This is a genomic window from Nocardia sp. NPDC004711 (assembly GCF_053601595.1).
The window spans coordinates 36,388-52,399 of record NZ_JBSGCB010000011.1; the positions used below are offsets into that span (position 1 = coordinate 36,388).

The following is a 16,012-nucleotide window of genomic DNA, read 5'->3' on the forward strand; positions in this document are numbered from 1 at the left end:
TCACCAGGACAGCTGATCGAGCAGCAACTGCCGGTCGAATTCGCCCGCCGGGGCCCCGCTGGTACCGCAACGGCCGTCGGATTGCCCCGGCGTCTTGATGAACGCGTGCTCGATCATCAGGTCCCGGTCGAAGCGGGTACTCGGCAGCGTTCCGACCCGCTGCCCCTGCGGATTACACCACTCGACCAGGTCGGCGGTGTTCGGCGCGCCGTTGACCGAGCTGTCGATCATGACGAACAGCTGATGCCCGTAGGCCTGCTCGATGCGCGTCGCGTAGGACCGGATCTCGGCCTCCGGCCGCCGGTTGGCCACATTGAGCGAGATTCCGGCGACGGGCTGTCCGGGACTGATGGCGCGCAGCAGATCCGCCACCCGCACGGGATCCACCCAGGTGCTGTTGCCGACATCGAGGTACACCGCGGTGGCCGGATTGTGCTGGAGCAGTTCGGCATACGCGAATCCGAGCAGTGACAAACGGGCCGCGCGATCGGCGTCGTTCATCTCCGTGGCGTGGGCCAGCGCGTCCGGTTCGAGGATCACGATCGCCGGATTCGTTCCGATCGCCTCGCTGACACCGGCTATCCACTGCTGGTACGAGTCCGCCCCGGCCTGTCCCCCGCCGGATTCGCCGTGCAGGTCACGCCCCGGAATGTTGTAGGCGACGAACATCGGGATGGAATCACTGGCCTGCCCCCGCGCGATGTCCCGCCGAATCGTCCCCGCCGTCACATCCAGATCGTGCGGCAGCCATTCCGCGACCGGCGTCCGGATCAGCCGCTCGAGATTCGCCCGCACTCGCGGATCGCTCACCGCAGGCAGCGTGGCCTGCAGATCCGCGTAGTACTTGTCGCTGGACTCGAGCAGATACTCCCCACTGGCGGGAGCGTTCCGCTCGGGCACCACCACCGCGGGCTCGGCAGTGTCCCGGCCGCACCCCGTCACGAAGAGCTGCACCAGCACCGCGCACAGCATCCCCGCTCGGAGCGGGCGCGACCGATATCGCCCCGTCCGCTGTCGCCGCATGCAGACAGTATGCCGGTAGGCCCACATCACCGGGCACTCGACCGATTCCCCTGCGGCGCAGCCCAGTTACCGATCACCTCACCGGCTTCCCGACCAACCGGACCACAGGCCATCACCCTGACCACACTGCTGGACGCCGCCCCGCACCTGTTCGCTCGCCGGGCAGGGCTCGAGGCCACGTCCATCCCGGAGACCTGCACCAGCGCCGGACCGACCAAAGGCACGTCCTACTCCAATTTCGCCGACAAGGACGAGCAGTGCGTCATATCGGATCGCTTCACCGACCGCCGGGGAACCAGCGCCGGAAGCGGCCGGCCGCTCGCCTGCCATGCTGCGCCAACTGCCAGACTCACTTGTCTGTGCCCACTGCGAGACTCATCGGTATGCGATGGGCGGTGGCGGAGACGGGTGACGGCGGGGCACGGGTGTGCCCGCTGGATCGGGCCGGTCGGCCCGCGGGTCCGGTGGTCGAGGAGTCCTCGCTGGCCGAGGCCGTGCGCTCGCGTCCGGAGGCCGAGCGGTGGGTGTGGCGTTCGACCGCCGGAACCTATCGGCGGCTGCTCGAGGCGGGCGTGCGGGTGGATCGCTGCTACGACGTGGAGGCGGCCGAGTCGCTGTTGATCGGGCACGAGGAGGGCCAGTCCGGGCAGGCCCGTTCGCTGGCGGCGGCCTGGGCCCGGCTGCATCGGCTCCCCGTGCCGGAGGACGCGCCCGCGCGGGCCGCCGACACCCAGCCGACCCTGTTCGAATCCGGCCCGGTACCACTGCCATCCGGGACCGACGAGTTCACCGCACTGCTGGAGGTGTACGCGGGACAGATCGCCCGCACGGCCGCGGCGGAATACCCGCACCGCATGCACCTGCTGCTCACCGCCGAGTCGGCGGGCCTGCTGGTGGCCACGGAGATGTCGCGGGCCGGGATCCCCTGGCGCGCCGACCTGCACCGCGAACTGCTCGATTCCATGCTCGGAGAACGCATTTCCGGCACCGCGGAACCACGGCGCATGGCGGAGCTGGCCGAGGAGGTATCGCGGGCCTTCGGCGGGGCGCGGGTCCGCCCGGACCTGCCACAGGACATCATCCGAGCTTTCCAACGGGCGGGAATCTCGTTGTCCTCCACCAGAAAATGGGAGCTCCGGGAGATCGACCACCCGGCGGTCGCGCCGCTGCTGGCCTACAAGTCGCTCTACCGCCTGTACACCGCGCACGGCTGGTCCTGGATCGACCAGTGGGTGCACGACGGCCGCTTCCGTCCCGAGTACCTGCCGGGCGGCACGGTGACCGGCCGCTGGACCACCAATGGCGGTGGCGCACTCCAGATTCCGAAGGTGGTGCGCCGCGCGATCCGCGCCGATCCGGGCTGGCGGCTGGTGGTCGCCGACGCCGATCAGATGGAGCCGCGCGTGCTCGCCGCCATCTCCCGCGATCCCGGGTTGATGGAGGTGGCGGGCCGGGGTGAGGATCTCTACGCCGACCTCGCGGCCCGCGCGTTCGGCGGCGACCGCGCCCAGGCCAAGGTCGCCATGCTGGGCGCGATCTACGGCCAGACCTCGGGCGACGCACTCACCCACATGGCCGAGCTGCGCCGCCGGTATCCGGACGCGGTGGCCTATGTCGACGACGCGGCGGCCGCCGGGGAGGAGGGCCGCCTGGTGCGCACCTGGTTCGGCCGCACCTGCCCGCCCGCGACGTCATTCGACCAGGCGGACACCGAGGATGGGGCCGCCACCGGGTACGGCTCCACCCCGAGGGCGCGGGCTCGCGGTCGCTTCACCAGGAACTTCGTCGTGCAGGGCAGTGCCGCCGACTGGACCCTGCTGGTGCTGGCGGGCCTGCGCCATGCGATGCACACCGCGGGACTGCGCGCCGAGCTGGTCTTCTTCCAGCACGACGAGGTCATCGTGCACTGCCCGGAGGAAGAGGCGGCCGCCGTCGCGGCGGCCATCACCGCGGCCGCGGACACCGCCGGAGAGCTGGCTTTCGGCCCGACGCCGGTCCGCTTCCCCTGCACAACCGCGATCGTGGAGTGCTACGCGGACGCGAAGTAGGAAATCCCCGGCAGCGCTGCGGGTTTCGCCCCTACGGCGTGCGCAGCGCGGACAGCCCCGCGGCCAGCAGCGGCTCGACCGCCTCGCCCATGTGCTCGAAGCCGGGTCCCACGGTCTGGCCGTGAATGTGACGGAAGTGGATGCCCTCGCTGATCACCGCCAGCTTGAACGACGCCAGCGCGATATAGAACCCGATCTCGGACACATCGCGGCCGGTGCCCGTCGAATAGCGTTCCAGCACTTCGGATTCGACCGGATAGCCGGGCGCGAGCGCGACATCGCTGACCCCGGGCATGACGCTGTCGCTCATGCGCTGATAGACCAGCAGCAGGCCGATATCGGTGAGCGGATCGCCGAGTGTGGCCATCTCCCAGTCGATTACGGCCGCGACCCGGTCCTCGGCGTCGACGAGCACATTGTCGAGCCGGTAGTCGCCGTGCACGATGCCCGTTGCCGACTGCGCGGGCAGGTTCTTCGCCAGCAGATCGTGCAGTTCGACGGCGGCGGGCAGGTCGCGGCTGTAGGAGGCGTCGAGCTGCTTCTTCCAGCGCCGCACCTGCCGCTCCAGGAATCCGTCCGGCCGCCCGAAGTCCGCCAGCCCGACCGCGCCCGGGTCGACGGTGTGCAGGGCGGCCAGCGTGTCGATGAGGCCGGTGGCGATGACCCGGGTCCGGTCGGCGCCGAGCGGCGCCAGTTCGGCCGCGGTCCGGTAGGGCGTGCCGACGATCCGTTCCATGACATAGAAAGGCGCACCGATGATGTCGTCGTCCTGGCACAGTGCGTAGGTGGCGGGCACCGGCACACCGGTGTCCGCGAGCGCGGTGATCACCCGGTACTCGCGGGCCATGTCGTGCGCGGTGGCGAGCACGTGCCCCAGCGGCGGCCGCCGCAGGATCCACGCCGACTCGCCGTCGCTGATCTCATAGGTGAGATTGGACTTCCCGCCCGCGATCAACCGGCCGCGCAGCGGACCGGTCACCAGGCCCGGCCGAGTGTCGGCCAGCCACACCGCGAGTCGCTCGAGATCCAGGCCGGGTAGTTCGCCGGGCCGCTGATCGTCGCTCATGTGTCTCCCCGATGCTCAGTGGCCGTCGCCGCTGTCCAGCAGCCGCGCCTGATAGTGCCGCATGCCCGACAGCCAGCGGTCGTAGTCCGCGCCCTTGCGACGGTACATGTCGAGCACCTCCGGGTGGGGCAGGATGAGGAACCGCTCGTCGTCCAGCGCGGCCATGACCAGCTCGGCCACCGCATCGGGGGTCAGCACCGCACCGGCCGAGGTGACCGCCCGGGTGGCGGCCATGCCGATGGCGTCCCCGGAGTTCTCGCCCGCCCGCAGCAGCGGCGTCTCCACGCCCATCGGGCACAGGCAGCTGACCCGGACGCCCTGGTCGCCGTAGGTGACCGACAGCCATTCGGCGAACCCCACGGCCGCGTGCTTGGTGACCGCGTATGCGGCCGAGCCGATCTGGGTCAGCAGGCCCGCCGCCGACGCCGTGCTGACGAAGTAGCCCTCGCCGCGTTCCACCCAGCCGGGGACCAGCAGCCGCGCCGCGCGGATGTGGGCATTGAGGTTGACGTCGAGGGTGGTCTCCCAATCCTTCTCGTCGCCGAGCCCGACCGGCCCGATCACGCCCGCATTGGCGAAATACAGGTCGACCGGCCCGAATTCGGCCTCGGCGCGGGCGATGAGCTCCTCGATGCGGGCGGTGTCGGATACATCGGCCCCGACCGCCACGGCCGCGCCCGGGAACTCCGCGTTCAGCGTCGCCGCGACCGCGGCGGCGGCCTCGCCGTTCAGGTCGGCGACGACGACCCGCGCCCCGGCCCGCACCAGCCGGGCGGCGATGGCCCCGCCGATGCCGCCACCGCCTCCGGTGACAATGGCGTTCCTACCCGCGACCTGCACGTGTGCTCCCTACGGCCCGTGCCGGCACCCGACCCGGGTGGATCGGAGGCGCCGGCTGATGGAATATGAAACCTACGTCGGATTCAAGTTCATGACCCGTCCGGCGTCAACCGGCCCGGCGGCGAGAGGTGAACAACCGATGCGGACAGCACATCTGGTGGACGAGTGGAAACGGCTGGGCAGCGCCCAGGTGGCGGCCAATGGCATCGAGCTGCGGGTGGTCGAGCACGGCGCGGGGGCGCCGGTGGTGTTCTGCCACGGGTTCCCCGAGCTCGGATTCTCGTGGCGGCATCAGGTTTTCGCGCTGGCCGAGGCCGGGTTCCGGACGCTCACCCCGGATATGCGCGGCTACGGCGGCAGCTCGCGGCCCGAGCGGGTCGAGGAGTACGACATGCTCACGGTGTGCGGGGATCTGGCCGGGCTGCTCGACGCCTATGGGCTGGAGGACGCCATCTTCGTCGGCCACGACTGGGGCGCGTCGGTGGTGTGGCACATGGCCCGGGAGTATCCGGAGCGGGTGCGCGCGGTGGCGGGGCTGAGCGTCCCCGCGACCCCGCGGTCGTCCGGGCCGCCGCTGTCGATCATGCGCGCGCGGCTGGGTGCGGATTTCTACATGGTGTGGTTCCAGGAACCCGGGGTCGCCGACGCGGTGCTGGCCGCGGACCCGCGGCGCACGCTGCTGCAGGACGACATCATGAGCGCCGCCACGTTCCTGGACACCGGCACCCCCGAGCCGCCGCTGCCGGAGTGGCTCAGCGAACCCGAATTCGAGTACTACGTCGAGACTTTCACCGCCACCGGGTTCACCGGCGGGCTCAACTACTACCGCAATCTGGACCGCACCTGGGAGCGGACCGCGCATCTGGAGGGCGTGAAGATCGCCCAGCCGTCGCTGTTCCTCGCCGGATCCACCGATCCGGTCATCCGGTTCACACCCATGCAGAAGATGTCGGCGCTGCTCAGCGATCTGCGCGGCACGATCGTCCTCGACGGCGCGGGGCACTGGATTCAGCAGGAACGGCCCGCCGAGGTCAATGCCGCGCTGATCGACTTCGCACGCGGGCTCGGCTGAGCGCTACTCGGTCTGCAACTGCAGCGCGTTCACCCACAGCTGGGTCAGCGTCGTCACCAGCTTCTCGAACGGAATCCGTTGCTTCTGAACGTAAACCATGTACGCCATGCGGCTCACCATGGCCGAGAGCGCGTGCGCGGTGATCATCGGATCCAGGTCGGCGCTGGCCTGCCCGGACTCCTGCAGCCCGCGGATCATCCGGGCATTGCGCTGCGCGAACGCCTTGCCGCGCTCGACGCGCAGACGGCGGAAGTTCTCGTCGATGTGGGCGACCTGCTCGAACAGCGCCATCAGCCGGGCATTGCGTTTGTAGGACAGCAGGTAGTCGCGATTGGCGGCCTCGATGAGCGCCCGGGTGTCGGTGATCCCGCTGCGCTCGCGCACGTGCGGGTGCAGCATCTCCTCCGAGACCTGTTCGACCAGGGCCGCGAAGATCTCGTCCTTGCTGTCGAAATAGGTGTAGAAGGAGCCCGACGCCATGCCGGCGGTCTTGGAGATGTCGGCGATCTTGGCGTCGAGGTAGCCGTCGCGTTCGAAGACCTCGCGCGCGGCGGCGATGAGGGCGCCGCGCGTGCGCTGACCGCGCCGGGTGGGCGGGGCGGTACGGCGGGATTCACCCTCGCCTGTCATCGATTCGGACGCCAACGCTGATCACTACCTGTCGTTTCGCGGACAACTTTCCAGGCGGACACCGTATCAACCGGCACGACCCCGACGGCGGGTGACCGGTTACCGCGAGTGTGCGGCGATGCGCCGGTCGATCACCGGCAGCGCGAACTCGGCCCAGCGAATGTTCTCTTGCTCGAAGGCGATTCCGCGCAGCAGGCTCAGGTACGGGCCGATGCGGTCGACCTCGGCGAGGTAGGCCTGCTCGCTGCGCCCGTCCAGCAGGCGGCCGCGCAGTCGTTCGTAGCGGGCCAGTTTCGCCTTCGACCACTCCAGTTTCTCGGCGACGGCCGCCCGCACCGCGGGGGCGTCCTCGGCCTCCATGGCCTGGACCTTCACCATCATCTCGTCGCGGATGGCGGTCGGTTTGGAGGGCTCGGCGATGAACGCGTGCAGCGCCGCCCGTCCGGCCGGGGTGATGGAGTGCAGGCGCTTGTTGGGGCGGCGCTCCTGCTCGACCACACGGGTCTCGATGAGACCCTCGGCGGCCATGCGCTCGAGCTCCTTGTAGAGCTGCTGCGGGGTGGCCAGCCAGAAGTTGGCGACCGAGGCGTCGAAGCCCTTGGCCAGGTCGTAGCCCGATGCCTCCCCCTCCAGCAGGGTGGCCAGAACCGCGTTGCGTAGCGCCATCCGCCCAGGCTACCACCATCGGCGACTATTCAATTTCTTGTCTAGTTTCCCGTAGACACCACAATCTCCGGCCACTACGGTGTGAATCACATACTCAATTAATTGATTATCGGAGGTGGGCATGTACGACTACGACGCCATCGTCATCGGCGCGGGCAATGCCGGACTGACCGCCGCGGCCACGCTGCAGCGCGCGGGGGCGCGGACGCTGCTGGTGGAGCGGCACAATGTGCCCGGCGGCTGCGGAACCTCGTTCCGGCGCGGGCGATTCGAGTTCGAGGTGGCGCTGCACCAGCTGTCCGGGGTGGGCGTGGAGGGACAGCCGATCTCCTTGCGCGAGGGGCTGTTCCAGCAGCTGGGGATCGCGGACCGGCTGGAGTTCGTGCAGGAGCATGATCTGTACCGGGCGGTCGTCCCCGGCCGGCTGGACGTGACGATTCCGGCCGACTGGGATGCGGCGATCGACGTCCTCGACGCCGAGTTCCCGGGCAGCCGGGATCGGGTGGCGCGGTTCTTCGAGCTGATCAAGCAGGTGACGTTCTGGCAGATCGCGGCCATGCGCGGCATGCCCGCCGAGCAGATCGATCCGGTGCTGTTCCGGTACGGGCTGCGCCCGCTGCAGCAGGTGCTCGACGAATACTTCGACGATGACCGGATCAAGGTCGCGCTCGCCATGTACTGGACCTATCTCGGCCAGCCGCCGTCCGAGCTGCGGTTCCAGGATCTGGCGCTGACGCTGTTCGCCTACTTCGAGTTCAAACCGTGGCATGTGCGCGGCGGGTCCCAGGCCATGTCGGCGGCGATACTCGACTCGTTCCTGCAGGCGGGCGGGCAGGTGCGGTTCAATACCGGGGTCGAGGCGATTCTCACCGCGGGCGGGCGGGTGCTCGGGGTGCGGCTCGAGGACGGGGCCGAGGTGACCGCGCCCGAGGTGGTGTCGAATGCCTCGCTGCCCACCACCTACGCCATGCTGGACGGGATCGCGGTGCCGACTGCGGTGCGAAACGATCTGGCCACCAGGCGGATCGGGGTGTCCGGGTTCGTGCTGCACATGGGCCTGGACGCGACGCCCGCGGAGCTGGGCTTCACCACCAGCACGACGTTCGTCAACCGGGACACCGACGACGATCGCACCTACCAGGCGTGGAAGTCGTTCGAGCCGGCGCGCGGAATCTGTGTCAGCTCCTACGATGTCGCGCCCATCGGGTTCGCACCGGCGGGGACCACCCATGTCAGCCTGATGACGTTGCAGTACGCCGACATCTGGAAGAACGTGGCGCCGGCGGAGTACCCGCGCACCAAGTTCGCCTTCGCCGAGACACTGCTGGATCTGTGCGAGGCGGTGACGCCGGGTATCCGCGACGCCATCGAAGAGGTCGATGTGGCAACGCCTTTGACCATGATGCGGTATCTGGGTCATCCGGGCGGGTCCATCTACGGCTACGACCAGGACGCCACCGAGGGCTGGCTGTTCCGCAACAGCGAACGCGAAACCCATGTCCCCGGACTGCATGTCGCCGGGTCCTGGTCCGGCATGGGCGGATTCCAACCCACACTCGAGGCCGGGGCCCGCGTCGCGCGCCGCCTGCTGCGCACCCAGGCCGCCTGAACGGAGCACATCGTGAAACGACACCCACTCGCCACCCGATTCGACGGCGCGGCAAGCATTCTCGAGGAGATCGAGGCCCGCCTGCCCGAAACCCGCGACCACAGCGCGGAGGCCCGCGCCACCGTGGACGCCTATCACCCCAAGCGGCTGCTGCTGCGGGTGGACACCGTGCTCGAAGAAACCGTGTCCGCCAAGACATTCCGGCTGCGCGGCCTCGACGGCGCGCTGCTGCCGCCATTTCTGGCGGGCCAGTACGTGAACGTCTTCTTCGACGGCACCAGCCGTCCGTTCGCGATGTCCTCCAGCCCCACGGAGCTCGGCTTCTACGACCTGACGGTGCGGCGGGTGCCGGGCGGCCGGATCAGCAATCTCCTCCTCGACACCGTCGAGGCGGGGCAGGTGCTCACCACCACCGGGCCGATGGGGACCTTCCACCACAATCCGCTCTTCCACGGTGACCGCGTGGTGTTCCTGGCCGGCGGTTCGGGCGTCGCACCGGCCATGAGCATGATCCGCGAGCTCACCGACCGCGGGCCGGTCCGCGAATTCCATCTGATCTACGGTTCGCGGGACGCCTCCGACATCCTCTTCCGCGAGGAACTCGACACCTTCGCCGCGCACCCCGGCATCACCGTCGACCACGTCATCGCCGACCCGTCCCCCGACTGGACGGGCCGCACCGGATTCCTGTCGGCCGACACCATTTCCGACCTGACCGGCTCCCTCGGCAACCGCATGGTCTACGTCTGCGGCCCCCAGGCCCTCTACCCCTATGCCCTGGAGCAGCTCACCGCCCTGGGCCACCCCCGCAAGCGAATCCGTTTCGAAGCCAACGGCGCTCCCGCCGACCCCACCGCCCAGCCGCACTGGCCCACCACCGCCGATCCCGCCGAGGAGGTCACGGTCACCGTCCGCGACACCACCTTCCGCACTCCACGCAATCGGCCCCTCCTCGACGCCCTCGAAGACAACGGCATCCGCCCCGAAGCCGCCTGCCGCTCCGGCGAATGCAGCCTCTGCCGCATCCGCGTCCTGAAAGGCGAAGTCCACACCGCCGCCGAAGCCAAACTCCGCCTCTCCGACCCCGCCACCGGTTACACCCACTCCTGCGTCGCCTATCCCCTCACCGACGTCGAACTCGACCTCTGACTCTTCCCCACCGGCTCGGCCCGGGCCGCGCGCAACGGCGCGAACCGGGCCGAGAGCCTCGTCCCCGGAACAGGTTCATACCCACGGGATCCGTCCCGGCGGCGCCGAGGTGAACGAGGGCCATGGAGCGCCCACGCCGGCCACGGGCCGCTGTGCACCTGGCCGCGGCGGTTCGGCGCCAGCGGTGGAGACTGAGGCGGTGGAGGATGCCGGGCTGGTGGTTGTGGTGGACGCGGCCAACGTGGTGGGTTCGCGGCCGGACGGGTGGTGGCGGGATCGGGCCGGGGCGGCGCGGCGGTTGCTCGCGGAGCTGGGTCCGCTGCGGGAGCGGCTGCCCGGGGTGACGGACGTGGTCGTGGTGCTCGAAGGGGCCGCCAAGGCCGCTGCCGACAGCGCGGGGGCCGAACTGCGGGTGGTACTCGCGGACGGTTCCGGGGACGACACCATCGTCGAAGTGGTCGCGGCCGAGGCCGGAAAGGCCGGGGCCCGGGCCGGTTCGGTGCTCGTGGTGACGGCCGATCGTGGTTTGCGGGCTCGGGTCGAGGCGCTCGGAGCGACGACGGCCGGGCCCAGCTGGCTCCGGAACGCCTTGGCCCAGCCGGAATAACGACTCCCGCCACGGGGCAACCCGTCCCAGCGGACCGGGAACCCTACCCTGACCGCACCCTGAGGACACATCCCCCGCGGGTGGGATTTCCGGACGGTGGTTTTTCGGTAGCTTCGGAACAGTGCAGCCGCCGTTGATCGTTCGCCTGCGCGGCGCATGCCTGGTGGTGGGCGTGCTCTGCGCGTTCCTGCTGGGGTGGGATTTCGCGTCCGCGCCCGACGCCCGGGCCGATGGCGCGGCGAGCGGGGGTGATCTGACGGTGGCGCAATCGCTGGGGGCGCGCGAGCTCACGGTGGTGATCCGGCGGGCCGAGCCGGGACCGCTGCGCGTCGAGGTGGTGAGCCATGCCGGGTCGGCGGCCGGGGCGCTGACGGTCAGCGCCGCGCCGGTCGATCAGGGTAGCGAGACCTCCTCGGGCACGGTCGAACTCGCGGATCGGCCGGGGCTGTATGCCACGACACTGCGGGTGGATCACGCCGGGCCGTGGGAGCTGTCGGTCTCGGACGGCGAACGGACCGCCCGGATTCCGTTCCTCGTCGCCGCCCGCGTGGTGACGCCGTGGGAGCGGGCCGCTTACGGTGGCTTCTTCGCGGCGGGTGTGCTGCTACTGGTCGCGCTGGGTACCGCCCTCCTCTCGAAAAGAGGCTGGCCGACACTGATTCCGGTGGGCGCGCTCATCGCCGCGCTGACCGTCGGGACCACGGGGGCGGTGCTGTCCTCGAGTGCGCCGCAGCCGCGGCCGGCGGGCAGCCTGCTCGATCCCACGTCCGGCAATATCGGCAATCCGTTCCCCGAACGCGATCTGCCGCTGACCACGAATTATTCACGGCCGCCGGTGAATCTGACCGTGGGTGCGCAGCGTGCGCCGGCCGGGCAACCGACGGAAGTCGAGCTGTCGCTGACCGATTCGGCGACGGGGCGGCCCGTGGACGATCTGCTGGTCACCGATGACGCGCTGCTGCACCTCATGGTGGTCGGGCCGGCCGGGACGTTCTGGCATCGGCATCCGATCCGCACCGCGCCCGGGGAGTACCGGGTCAGCCTGGGGCTTGGGGAGTCCGGCGATTACGCGGTCGCGGCGGAGATCGCCCGGCGCGGCGGGGGTGTGCAGTTGCTGCGGTCCGCGCTGCACGTCGGCGGTCGATCCGGTTCCGGCGCGACCGATCCCGCACCGAGCGGGACGACTCTGACGACCACCGAGCCGATCGCGGGCGAACCTGTCACCCTCACCGCGGCCTACGGCGGTGCCGCGGATCTACAGCCCTGGCTGGGGATGATCGGCCATCTCATCGCGGTCGGCCCGCTGCCGGACGGCGTGCCCGCCGGGACGTCCGCGGCGACGGCGCCGATCTGGGCGCACGCCCACGCCATGGCCCCGATGCCCGCCGTCGGCGCCCAGCCGCCGGACGAGACCGTCGCCGCCTACGGCCCGAATGTGGCGTTCACCTTCACTTTTCCGCTGCCCGGCCGATACCTGGTGTGGGCGCAGGCCGAGCGCGGCTATTCCGTCATGACCATTCCGACCACGGTCGACGTCCGAGCGGGGGTGCCGCAATGACCAGGCGCACAGCACTGATCGCGGCGATCGTCGTGCTGGTGGCCGCGCTGCTGACCTGGTGGCTGTGGCCGTCCGGCAGCGCGAAACCGGTGCCGCGCAGTGCCGCCGGGCCCTACCAGGTGCAGCTGCGTGTCTCCGGCGGATCGCCGCACACCGGCGACAACACCGTCGACCTCGACATCACCGACCAGCACGGCACCGCCGCCACCCCGGATCGCGTCTCGGTGGAGCCCGCCATGCCGCAGATGGGCCACGCGCTCCCGCCGAGCACCGCCGCGGTCGTCACGCCCGGGCACTACCGGGCGACCGTGACGCTGCCCATGCCGGGGCAGTGGGAGATCGCCGTGAAACTGTCCGGCGCACCGGGATCCGGCAGCGCCACCTTCTCCGTCCAGGCCAACTGAATCGAACGAAAGAGGATCAGGAGCAGACCATGGACCTCACCGCCAACGGGCGCGGGCTCACCGCCGAGGCGACCGCGCCGATCACCATCCGCCCCTGGCTGCCCGCGGCCATCCTGTTCGCGGCCAGCATGACCTTCGCCGTCGGATCGACCTGGGACATCCAGTGGCACTCCGATGTCGGGCCCGACACCTTCTTCACGCTGCCGCACCTGTTCATCTATGCCAGTGCGGCGATCGCCGGATTCACCGGTCTCACGGTCATTCTCGTCACCTCGGCGGCGGGCCGGGCGGGGCGGCGGGTGGACGGTGAGCTGGGCGGACCCGGCATCAGCGTGTTCGGGCGGACGTTCACCGCGCCGCTGGGGTACATGGTGGCGGCGCTGGGCGCGGCGTCGTTCCTGCTGTACGGACTGTGGGATCTGTGGTGGCACAGCCTCTACGGATTCGATGCGATCATCGACTCGCCGCCGCACATCGGGCTGTTCCTGTCCAGCACGGTGATCTCGGTGGGCACGGTGATCGTGTTCGGGGCGGCGCGGGCCCATCGGTGGGGGCGGATCGGCGCGCTGTTCGCGCTGGCGCACCTGGCTACCTCGAGCACCGTCACCGCGCTGGCGGTGCAGCGGCTCAGCACCGGGACCGTGCGGTGGACGGTCGCGGTCACCGCGTTCATGGTGATTCTGCTGATGGTCGTGGGTGCGGGATTCCAGCGGTGGGGCGCGACCGTCACCGCCGTCTTCTCCTCGGCGATCCAGGGCGTGTTCTGGTGGTTCGCACCGTGGGCGGCCCGCGCCTACGCCGATTTCGTGGGATTGCCCATGCGCGAACACATCCGGGGCATTCCGGCGACTCCGGCGCTCATTCCGTTCTGCCTGATCCCGGTGGGCCTCGTGATCGATCTGCTGCTGCGGCGCACCGACAGCCCGGCGCGCCTGCTGCCCGCGCTGGCCGGCGGGCTCGGCGGGGCGATCATCGGCGGGTTCAATCCCGTGCAGCAGGTGATCATCTACGACGCCCGCCTCTCGCACGCCTCCGTCATCATCGCCACCACCGTCGCGGCCGCGCTGCTGGGTGCGCTCGGCGGCTACCTGGGCTGGCGCTTCGGCGACATGCTGCGGCTGTCCGCCCCGTCCGAGAAGGTCAGCGCATGATCAACCGTCTACTCGCCACCGCCGCAACGATTCTCGCGATTCTCGGGCTGACCGCGGGCACCGCCGCGACGGCGTCGGCGTATCAGCCCGTCAATATCGTGCACACCGAGCATGTGCAGGCCGGGCCCTACTCGCTGACCGTGGGATTCAGCGAATGGCCTTTGCGCGCAATGCAATCGCTGGACTTCACCTTCATCCCCGACGGGGGCATCGAGGACAAGACCGGCACGCTCACCGAGTACCAGCCCAACGGGAAGGTGCGCCGCGCCGAACCGCTGTCGCGGCATCCGCGCAAGCGCGACGTCTGGGGCCTGGACGTGCGCTCCCTGGATGAGCAGGGCGCGTGGACCTTCCACTTCGTCATCGACGGCCCCCAGGGCCGCGGTGAAGGCGATCTGGCGAACCTCCCGGTTCTCCAGCAGCCCGGTCCCCCACTGGGTGTGAGCTGGGCCGTCAGCACGATTCCGCTGATCGGCCTGATCGCCTTCCTCGCCTACGCCTGGCGCCGCAGCCGACGCCCGGTCACGGCCCCGCAGCCCGTCTGACGGTCAGTCGGTGGCCCCGGCGAACATGCCGGGCTCGTAGGACCCACCCTGCTGATGCAGGATGACACCGAGCCGGTTGGCGGCATTGATCATGGCCACCAACGCCACCAGGGCCGCGGTCTGGTTGTCGTCGTAGTGTTTCCGAACCTGCGCCCAGGTCTCGTCGGAGACTCCGAGGTGGGCATCCGCCAGCCTGGTGCCCTCCTCGGCGAAGGCCAGCGCCGCCTGTTCCGCCTCGCTGAACACCGACGCCTCCCGCCAGGTCGCCACCAGATTGATCCGAACCGGCGGCTCTCCCGCGGCCGCCAGCTCCTTGGTGTGCGCATCGGTACAAAAGCCACACCCATTGATCTGGCTGGCCCGCAAACTCACCAGCTCCTGGGTCGTTTTCGGCACCTCCGACTGCGTGATCACCAGACTGGCATTCGCAAACCGCTTGGCGAACTTCGCACCGACCTCATTCGCGAACATATCGAGCCGAGCACTCATAGCGTCCATCTCCTTCATCGTCAGTGGGACGACCATGAGGTGCCGGCCACCCCGGATTTGTGACACCGCCCGGCTATGACACAGGCCACATGTCCCCGCAGCGGCAGACAACCGGCCCAATCGCGGCACTCTGCGCAGGCGAGCAGCGGCCTCCCGCCAATTTCGCTGTGGTAGTGCGCGTTTGGATCCCGCGGGCGCCGGTTGAGTGTTCGCCCGTGTCGTACCGTGGGCTGCGTGGGGTTTTCCGATGGATGGGATTGCTTTGCCGCGTCGGTCGACGGAGCGTGGGTCGAGAGGAGACCGCACCGGCCAGAGGTCGCCGGCCAACTCCGGCGCGAAGCCCAGCTGATGCCTTGGCTCTCGACAGACTGGACCTCCCCCCACGACTGATCGCCTCCAGCGCTCGGACGCACGCGCTTCCGAATACGCCTCGGCCGCAAGAACACCCGATGCCTCCACAGGCAATCGCCTGCCAGCGGACTGCCAGCGCCGGCTGGAACCCTCGTGCAGGTAGGCCCGAGGACGACGTCCGCGTGTGACAACTGCGAGTTAGGGAAGTGCCATGAACGGCGACGAATCGCCACGGCGGCTGGTCGTGGGAATAAGCGGCGCCACGGGCATCGGCTACGGCCTGCGGGTGCTGGAGTTTGCCCGGAAGGCCGGTGTTGAGACGCATCTGGTCGTTACGCCCGCTGGTCAGCAGACGCGCGCTTACGAAACGGAACTGAGCGCGCGGGATCTCGCGGAAATGGCTGATGTGTCCTACCGGCCCGCCGATATCGGTGCGGCGATCGCATCCGGTTCTTTCCGGACCGTGGGGATGATCGTGGCGCCGTGCTCGATCCGCACCCTCTCGGCGATCGCTTACGCCAATGGCGACAATCTGCTCACTCGAGCCGCCGATGTGACGGTGAAGGAGCGGCGGCGCCTGGTGCTGATGGTCCGCGAGACGCCACTGACTCTCGGGCATCTGCGAGCGATGGCCGCCGCGACCGAATCCGGGGCCATCGTGATGCCGCCGGTTCCCGCGTTCTATCTGCGACCACAGAGCGTGCAGGACATCGTCGACCACACCGCGGGTCGTGCGCTGGACCTGCTCGGCATCGACATGCCCGATCTACCCCGCTGGGGAGAATAGGAAATACCTTGACCCAC

General features: G+C 69.7%; 16 protein-coding genes. 10 read left to right on the forward strand and 6 right to left on the reverse strand.

Annotated elements, in window-relative coordinates; translation table 11 throughout:
• Window positions 1-960, reverse strand: coding sequence for a glycoside hydrolase family 6 protein (locus tag ACWEKS_RS12820; protein WP_452340215.1), 960 nt, complete (start codon window positions 958-960; stop codon window positions 1-3).
• A 446-nt stretch (window positions 961-1,406) separates the two neighbouring features.
• Here ACWEKS_RS12820 and ACWEKS_RS12825 point away from each other — a divergent pair, with 446 nt between their 5' ends.
• Window positions 1,407-3,071, forward strand: a complete 1,665-nt coding sequence (locus ACWEKS_RS12825; protein ID WP_452340216.1) for a bifunctional 3'-5' exonuclease/DNA polymerase — start codon at window positions 1,407-1,409, stop codon at window positions 3,069-3,071.
• 31 nt (window positions 3,072-3,102) lie between these two features.
• Here the strand turns inward: ACWEKS_RS12825 and ACWEKS_RS12830 are convergent, their stop codons facing one another.
• Together ACWEKS_RS12830 and ACWEKS_RS12835 are read right to left on the reverse strand one after the other, a co-directional pair.
• The gene (locus ACWEKS_RS12830) at window positions 3,103-4,137 is read right to left on the reverse strand and encodes a phosphotransferase family protein (protein WP_379440513.1); all 1,035 of its coding nucleotides are present in this window, start codon (window positions 4,135-4,137) and stop codon (window positions 3,103-3,105) included.
• Between the two features lie 15 nt (window positions 4,138-4,152).
• A complete protein-coding gene (locus tag ACWEKS_RS12835; RefSeq protein ID WP_452340217.1) occupies window positions 4,153-4,977 on the reverse strand; it encodes an SDR family oxidoreductase in 825 nt (274 codons plus the stop codon).
• Window positions 4,978-5,116: 139 nt separating this feature from the next.
• On the opposite strand from ACWEKS_RS12835, the gene ACWEKS_RS12840 reads away from it, so the two are divergent.
• Window positions 5,117-6,049, forward strand: a complete 933-nt coding sequence (locus ACWEKS_RS12840) for an alpha/beta fold hydrolase (protein ID WP_452340218.1) — start codon at window positions 5,117-5,119, stop codon at window positions 6,047-6,049.
• 3 nt (window positions 6,050-6,052) lie between these two features.
• Here ACWEKS_RS12840 and ACWEKS_RS12845 read toward each other — a convergent pair whose 3' ends face one another.
• Window positions 6,053-6,679, reverse strand: a complete 627-nt coding sequence (locus tag ACWEKS_RS12845; RefSeq protein ID WP_452340219.1) for a TetR/AcrR family transcriptional regulator — start codon at window positions 6,677-6,679, stop codon at window positions 6,053-6,055.
• A gap of 99 nt (window positions 6,680-6,778) precedes the next feature.
• Window positions 6,779-7,345, reverse strand: a complete 567-nt coding sequence (locus tag ACWEKS_RS12850) for a PadR family transcriptional regulator (protein WP_354840223.1) — start codon at window positions 7,343-7,345, stop codon at window positions 6,779-6,781.
• Window positions 7,346-7,466: 121 nt separating this feature from the next.
• Here ACWEKS_RS12850 and ACWEKS_RS12855 point away from each other — a divergent pair, with 121 nt between their 5' ends.
• The 7 genes from ACWEKS_RS12855 (at window position 7,467) to ACWEKS_RS12885 (ending at window position 14,368) form a co-directional block, all read left to right on the forward strand.
• A complete protein-coding gene (locus tag ACWEKS_RS12855) occupies window positions 7,467-8,954 on the forward strand; it encodes a phytoene desaturase family protein (RefSeq protein WP_452340220.1) in 1,488 nt (495 codons plus the stop codon).
• Between the two features lie 12 nt (window positions 8,955-8,966).
• On the forward strand, window positions 8,967-10,103 hold the full coding sequence (locus ACWEKS_RS12860; protein WP_452340221.1) for a 2Fe-2S iron-sulfur cluster-binding protein: 1,137 nt from the start codon (window positions 8,967-8,969) through the stop codon (window positions 10,101-10,103).
• A 199-nt stretch (window positions 10,104-10,302) separates the two neighbouring features.
• Complete coding sequence (locus tag ACWEKS_RS12865) at window positions 10,303-10,710, forward strand: hypothetical protein (protein ID WP_452340222.1); 408 nt, start codon at window positions 10,303-10,305, stop codon at window positions 10,708-10,710.
• 121 nt (window positions 10,711-10,831) lie between these two features.
• Window positions 10,832-12,268: a hypothetical protein gene (locus tag ACWEKS_RS12870; RefSeq protein ID WP_452340223.1), complete on the forward strand. Its 1,437-nt coding sequence runs from the start codon at window positions 10,832-10,834 to the stop codon at window positions 12,266-12,268.
• Window positions 12,265-12,672 carry a FixH family protein gene (locus tag ACWEKS_RS12875; protein WP_452340224.1) on the forward strand — a complete coding sequence of 136 codons (408 nt, stop codon included), beginning with the start codon at window positions 12,265-12,267 and terminating at the stop codon, window positions 12,670-12,672. The genes ACWEKS_RS12870 and ACWEKS_RS12875 overlap by 4 nt, the downstream gene beginning before the upstream one ends.
• A 29-nt stretch (window positions 12,673-12,701) precedes the next feature.
• Window positions 12,702-13,823: a hypothetical protein gene (locus ACWEKS_RS12880; RefSeq protein ID WP_452340225.1), complete on the forward strand. Its 1,122-nt coding sequence runs from the start codon at window positions 12,702-12,704 to the stop codon at window positions 13,821-13,823.
• On the forward strand, window positions 13,820-14,368 hold the full coding sequence (locus ACWEKS_RS12885; protein ID WP_379395265.1) for a hypothetical protein: 549 nt from the start codon (window positions 13,820-13,822) through the stop codon (window positions 14,366-14,368). Before ACWEKS_RS12880 ends, ACWEKS_RS12885 begins: the two co-directional genes overlap by 4 nt.
• 3 nt (window positions 14,369-14,371) lie before the next feature.
• Here ACWEKS_RS12885 and ACWEKS_RS12890 read toward each other — a convergent pair whose 3' ends face one another.
• A complete protein-coding gene (locus ACWEKS_RS12890; RefSeq protein ID WP_379385545.1) occupies window positions 14,372-14,857 on the reverse strand; it encodes a carboxymuconolactone decarboxylase family protein in 486 nt (161 codons plus the stop codon).
• Window positions 14,858-15,419: 562 nt separating this feature from the next.
• Here ACWEKS_RS12890 and ACWEKS_RS12895 point away from each other — a divergent pair.
• Entirely contained in the window at window positions 15,420-15,995 is a 576-nt protein-coding gene (locus tag ACWEKS_RS12895; protein ID WP_452340226.1) for a UbiX family flavin prenyltransferase, read from the forward strand.
• Window positions 15,996-16,012 lie beyond the last annotated feature (17 nt).

What these genes read in the sequence shown, in the direction of transcription:
- ACWEKS_RS12890 (WP_379385545.1), bottom strand. Translation starts at nt 14,857, where the DNA reads ATGAGTGCTCGGCTCGATATGTTCGCGAATGAGGTCGGTGCGAAGTTC.
- ACWEKS_RS12875 (WP_452340224.1), top strand. Translation starts at nt 12,265, where the DNA reads ATGACCAGGCGCACAGCACTGATCGCGGCGATCGTCGTGCTGGTGGCC.
- ACWEKS_RS12885 (WP_379395265.1), top strand. Translation starts at nt 13,820, where the DNA reads ATGATCAACCGTCTACTCGCCACCGCCGCAACGATTCTCGCGATTCTC.
- ACWEKS_RS12845 (WP_452340219.1), bottom strand. Translation starts at nt 6,679, where the DNA reads ATGACAGGCGAGGGTGAATCCCGCCGTACCGCCCCGCCCACCCGGCGC.
- ACWEKS_RS12830 (WP_379440513.1), bottom strand. Translation starts at nt 4,137, where the DNA reads ATGAGCGACGATCAGCGGCCCGGCGAACTACCCGGCCTGGATCTCGAG.
- ACWEKS_RS12850 (WP_354840223.1), bottom strand. Translation starts at nt 7,345, where the DNA reads ATGGCGCTACGCAACGCGGTTCTGGCCACCCTGCTGGAGGGGGAGGCA.
- ACWEKS_RS12880 (WP_452340225.1), top strand. Translation starts at nt 12,702, where the DNA reads ATGGACCTCACCGCCAACGGGCGCGGGCTCACCGCCGAGGCGACCGCG.
- ACWEKS_RS12825 (WP_452340216.1), top strand. Translation starts at nt 1,407, where the DNA reads ATGCGATGGGCGGTGGCGGAGACGGGTGACGGCGGGGCACGGGTGTGC.
- ACWEKS_RS12855 (WP_452340220.1), top strand. Translation starts at nt 7,467, where the DNA reads ATGTACGACTACGACGCCATCGTCATCGGCGCGGGCAATGCCGGACTG.
- ACWEKS_RS12840 (WP_452340218.1), top strand. Translation starts at nt 5,117, where the DNA reads ATGCGGACAGCACATCTGGTGGACGAGTGGAAACGGCTGGGCAGCGCC.
- ACWEKS_RS12895 (WP_452340226.1), top strand. Translation starts at nt 15,420, where the DNA reads ATGAACGGCGACGAATCGCCACGGCGGCTGGTCGTGGGAATAAGCGGC.